This is a genomic window from Kribbella sp., from assembly GCF_035655035.1.
In the GTDB taxonomy this organism is placed as follows: domain Bacteria; phylum Actinomycetota; class Actinomycetes; order Propionibacteriales; family Kribbellaceae; genus Kribbella.
Genome location: NZ_DASRVN010000081.1, coordinates 1 through 4,305 on the forward strand (window position 1 = coordinate 1; position 4,305 = coordinate 4,305).

General features: G+C 67.8%; 4 protein-coding genes. 1 reads left to right on the forward strand and 3 read right to left on the reverse strand.

Annotation, left to right across the window (positions count from 1 at the left end):
• The 3 genes from VFF46_RS05020 to VFF46_RS05030 all read right to left on the reverse strand — a co-directional run.
• A partial coding sequence (locus tag VFF46_RS05020) for an ABC transporter ATP-binding protein (protein WP_325035832.1) occupies positions 1-1,235 on the reverse strand: 1,235 nt, incomplete at its 3' end.
• On the reverse strand, positions 1,232-2,965 hold the full coding sequence (locus VFF46_RS05025; protein WP_325035833.1) for an ABC transporter ATP-binding protein: 1,734 nt from the start codon (positions 2,963-2,965) through the stop codon (positions 1,232-1,234). The genes VFF46_RS05025 and VFF46_RS05020, both read right to left, overlap by 4 nt.
• Positions 2,965-3,636: a helix-turn-helix domain-containing protein gene (locus VFF46_RS05030; RefSeq protein ID WP_325035834.1), complete on the reverse strand. Its 672-nt coding sequence runs from the start codon at positions 3,634-3,636 to the stop codon at positions 2,965-2,967. The genes VFF46_RS05025 and VFF46_RS05030 overlap by 1 nt, the downstream gene beginning before the upstream one ends.
• A gap of 159 nt (positions 3,637-3,795) precedes the next feature.
• Here VFF46_RS05030 and VFF46_RS05035 point away from each other — a divergent pair.
• Positions 3,796-4,305: ABC transporter transmembrane domain-containing protein (locus VFF46_RS05035; RefSeq protein WP_325035835.1), on the forward strand; the 510-nt coding region annotated here is incomplete at its 3' end.

Consider the following 4,305-nt stretch of genomic DNA (forward strand, 5'->3'; position numbering starts at 1 on the left):
ACCTCGAAGACGCGCTCGGCCGAGGCCACCCCGGACTGCAGCAGGTTCGCCATCGAGGCCACCTGGGTCAGCGGCTGGGTGAACTGCCGGGAGTACTGGATGAAGGCCTGCACGTCGCCCAGCGACATCGTGCCGGACGCCACCCGCAGACCGCCGACCACCGCGATCACCACGTAGTTCAGGTTCCCGACGAACATCATCACCGGCATGATCACGCCGGAGATGAACTGCGCTCCGAAGGCCGCCTGGTACAGCTCGTTGTTCTTCTTCTCGAAGTTCTCCTCGATCTCCTTCTGCCGCCCGAACACCTTCACCAGCTCGTGCCCGGTGAACGCCTCCTCGATCTGGCCGTTCAGCGCGCCGGTGTGCCGCCACTGCGCGACGAACCGGACCTGCGACCGCTTCGCGATCACTGCGGTCAGCACCATCGAGATCGGGATCGAGACCAGCGCGATCAGCGCCAGCACCGGCGAGACCACGAACATCATCGTCAGTACGCCGATCACCGTCAGCAGTGAGGTGAGCAGCTGGCTCAGCGTCTGCTGCAGGCTGGTCGAGATGTTGTCGATGTCGTTCGTCACCCGGCTGAGCAGCTCGCCGCGCGGCGCGCCGTCGAAGTAGCTCAGCGGGAGCCTGTTCAGCTTGTCCTCGACGTCGGAGCGCAGGCTGAGGATGGTCCGCTGGACCACACCGTTCAGGATGTAGCCCTGTGCCCAGGACAGGAAGAACGCGCCGACGTACAGCCCCAGGACCAGCAGCAGAACGTTGCGCAGGGCATTGAAGTCGATGCCGACGCCCGGGATCAGGTCGATCCCCTGCAGCAGGTCCGCCAGCCGGCCGTTGCCGGAAGCCCGGGTCTGCGCGATCACCTCCGCCTTGCTGACACCGTGCGGCAGCTTCTTACCGATCGCGCCGGCGAAGATGATGTCGGTGGCGCGGCCGAGGATCTTCGGGCCGAGCACCGACAGGCCGACGCTGCAGATCGCGAGCAGTACGACGCCGCTCACCTGCAGCCGGTGCGGGCGGAGCCGGCCGAGCAGTCGCTTGGCCGACGGACCGAAGTTCATCGACTTGTCCCCGGGAATACCTCCCGGAGGGCCGAACGCGCGGCCGGTGGTCGGCCGCTCGGTTGCCTTCACGGTCTTGGCAGCCGCCTGATCGTTCGGAGACTGACCGTTCGGGGACTGTCCGTTCGGGGTTTGGCCGTTCGGGGACGGCTGGTTCTGGTCGCTCATGCCGCCTCCTCCGCGGAACGCTGGGACTCGACGATCTCGAGGTACGTCGGGCAACTGTCGAGCAACTCCTCATGGGTGCCCTTGCCGACGATCGCGCCGTCCTCGATCACCACGATCTGGTCGGCGTCGATGATCGTCGACACGCGCTGCGCGACGATCACCATGCAGGCCTCCCGGGTGACCGGCCGGAGCGCCGCCCGGAGGCGGGCGTCGGTGGAGAGGTCGAGCGCCGAGAACGAGTCGTCGAACAGGAAGATCTCCGGCTTCCGGACCAGTGCCCGCGCGATCGCGAGCCGCTGCCGCTGACCGCCGGACACGTTCGTACCGCCCTGCGCGATCGGCGCCTCCAGGCCCTCCGGCATCGCCTCGACGAAGTCCTTGCCCTGAGCAATCGTCAGCGCCTCCCAGAGCTCCTCGTCGGTCGCGTCCGGGTTGCCGTACCGCAGGTTGCTCGCGACCGTCCCGGAGAACAGGTACGGACGTTGCGGCACCAGCCCGATCCGCTCCCAGAGCGCCTCGGGATCGATGTCGCGTACGTCGATGCCGTCGACGAGCACTCGTCCCTCGGTCGCGTCGAACAGCCGCGGCACCAGCGAGAGCAGCGTGGTCTTGCCGGCACCGGTACTGCCGATGATCGCGGTCGTCTGGCCCGGCGACGCGACGAAGCTGATGTCGCGCAGCACCGGCTCGGCGGCCCCCGGGTACTTGAACGAGGCCCGCTCGAACACCAGCTGGCCGCGGCCGGTGAAGCTCTTGATCGGCGTGACCGGCGGCCGCACCGACGACTCGGTGTCCAGCACCTCGGAGATCCGGTCCGCGCAGACCGAGGCCCGCGGCACCATGATCATCACGAACACGCCCATCATCACCGAGAACAGGATCTGGATCAGGTAGGCCAGGAACGCGGTCAGCGCGCCGACCTGCATCGTGCCGTTCTCGATCCGGGAGGCGCCGAACCACAGCACCGCCACGCTGGACACGTTCAGGATCAGCATCACGGTCGGGAAGACGAGCGCCATCAGCCGGCCGGCCCGGATCGCGGTGTCGGTGAGGTTGTTGTTCGCCTCGCCGAACCGCTCGACCTCGTGCGGCTCGCGGACGAACGCCCGGACCACCCGGATGCCGGTGATCTGCTCGCGCAGCACCCGGTTCACCCCGTCGATGTTCTTCTGCATCTTCCGGAACTGCGGGACCATCCGGCTGGCGATGAAGCCGACGCAGCCGGCCAGCAGCGGCACGGCGACCACGACCAGCCAGGACAGGCCGACGTCCTGCCGGATCGCCATGATGATGCCGCCGACCATCGTGATCGGCGCCGCGACCAGCATCGTCGTGGTCATCACCACGAGCATCTGGATCTGCTGGACGTCGTTGGTACTGCGGGAGATCAGGGTCGGCGCGCCGAACTGGTTGACCTCACGGGCGGAGAACTCCCCGACCCGGTGGAACACGGCCGCGCGCACGTCCCGGCCGAACAGCGCGGCGGTTTTGGCGCCGAAGTACACCGCGGTGATCGTGCAGGCGATCTGCAGCAGGCTGACGCCGAGCATCCAGCCGCCGGTGCCCATGATGTAGCCGGTGTCCCCCTTGGCCACACCGTTGTCGATGATGTCGGCGTTCAGGGTCGGCAGGTAGAGGGAGGCGATCGTCCCGACAAGCTGCAGGACCACCACCAGGAGCAGGTTTCCTGCGTACGGACGCAGGTGCGTACGCAAGACGCGAAGTAACATCAATCATCCCCAGAGTCGTGACGGCGGGCGCCGCCGAGTGCGAACTCGACGACGTCCTCGGTGGCCGGTGGCTGACCGGTGTGGTGCCTGCGGAGACCGTCGAAGGCGAAGTCGACGATCTCCTCGGCGGTCAGCACGTGGCCGCCGGAAATCAGTGGGTGGGTGGCGGAGAAGGTCAGCAGGTTGAGCCGCCGGACTACCTCGCCGGGCGGGAGCCGGAGCTGGTCCGCGTCGGGCGTGAGCAGCTCGACGAACGCCTCGTTGGCCAGATCGTTGTTCCGCTGGTGGCGCGCCTTGTCCATCGCGGTCTCCTTGCGGAGCTCCGGCGGCCGCTGGATCCGGAGCGCGAACAGCAGCTTGAACACGCCGCGCAGCCGGCGCTGGCCGATCTCGACCGCGGCCACCGTGCGCTCCCGCAGCGGCAGCGACCGGTCGACGGCGCTCAGCGCCTTGACCAGGTCGGAGGTGTCGAAGACCGTCGCCATCGCCGCCTCGATCAGCGCGTCCTTGCTGCCGAAGGCGCGGAAGATCGTGCCTTCGGCGACCCCGGCCGCCTCGGCGATCTGCTTGGTGCTGACCTCCGGACCGAACTCCTCGAGCAACGGCAGCGCCGCCTCGATGATGGCGGCACGCCGCTCCTCGGGGGGCAAAGGGGTTGCTCGTGGACTCACGGGATCCAAGGTAACTGAGTGAGTACTCACTCACAACTCCATTTTGCCTCCGATGTTTGACCTCAAGCAATGTCGAGGTCCTACTGTCGGTTTTTGTCGGTGGAGTACGGAATCATCGACGTCCCCAGCCGACCCGACCTGCGGAGTACTGCCGTGAGCATGGAAATGACCGCGTGGAACTCGCTGTACCACGCGATGCACGCCCAGGACGACAAGAGACCGTTCTCCCGCGCCACGCTGCGGCGGATCCTGGCGTTCGCGCGCCCGCACCGGACGCAGGTGGTCTGGTTCCTGGTGCTGAGCATCGGCGCGGCCGTGCTCGCCGTCGCCACCCCGGTGCTGGCCGGCCGGGTGGTCGACGCGATCGTCGGCCACCGGGCCTTCGGCGTCGTGCTGTGGCTCTCGCTGCTGATCGCGGCGATCGCGGTCGCCGAGGCGGGGCTGAGCATGCTGACCCGCTGGCTGTCGGCGCAGATCGGCGAAGGGCTGATCCTCGACCTGCGGACGGCGGTGTTCGACCACATCCAGCGGATGCCGATCGCGTTCTTCACCCGGACCCGGACCGGCGCGCTGGTCTCCCGGCTGAACAACGACGTCATCGGCGCGCAGCGCGCGTTCAGCGACACGTTGTCCGGAGTGGTGAGCAACCTGGTGATGCTGGTGCTCACG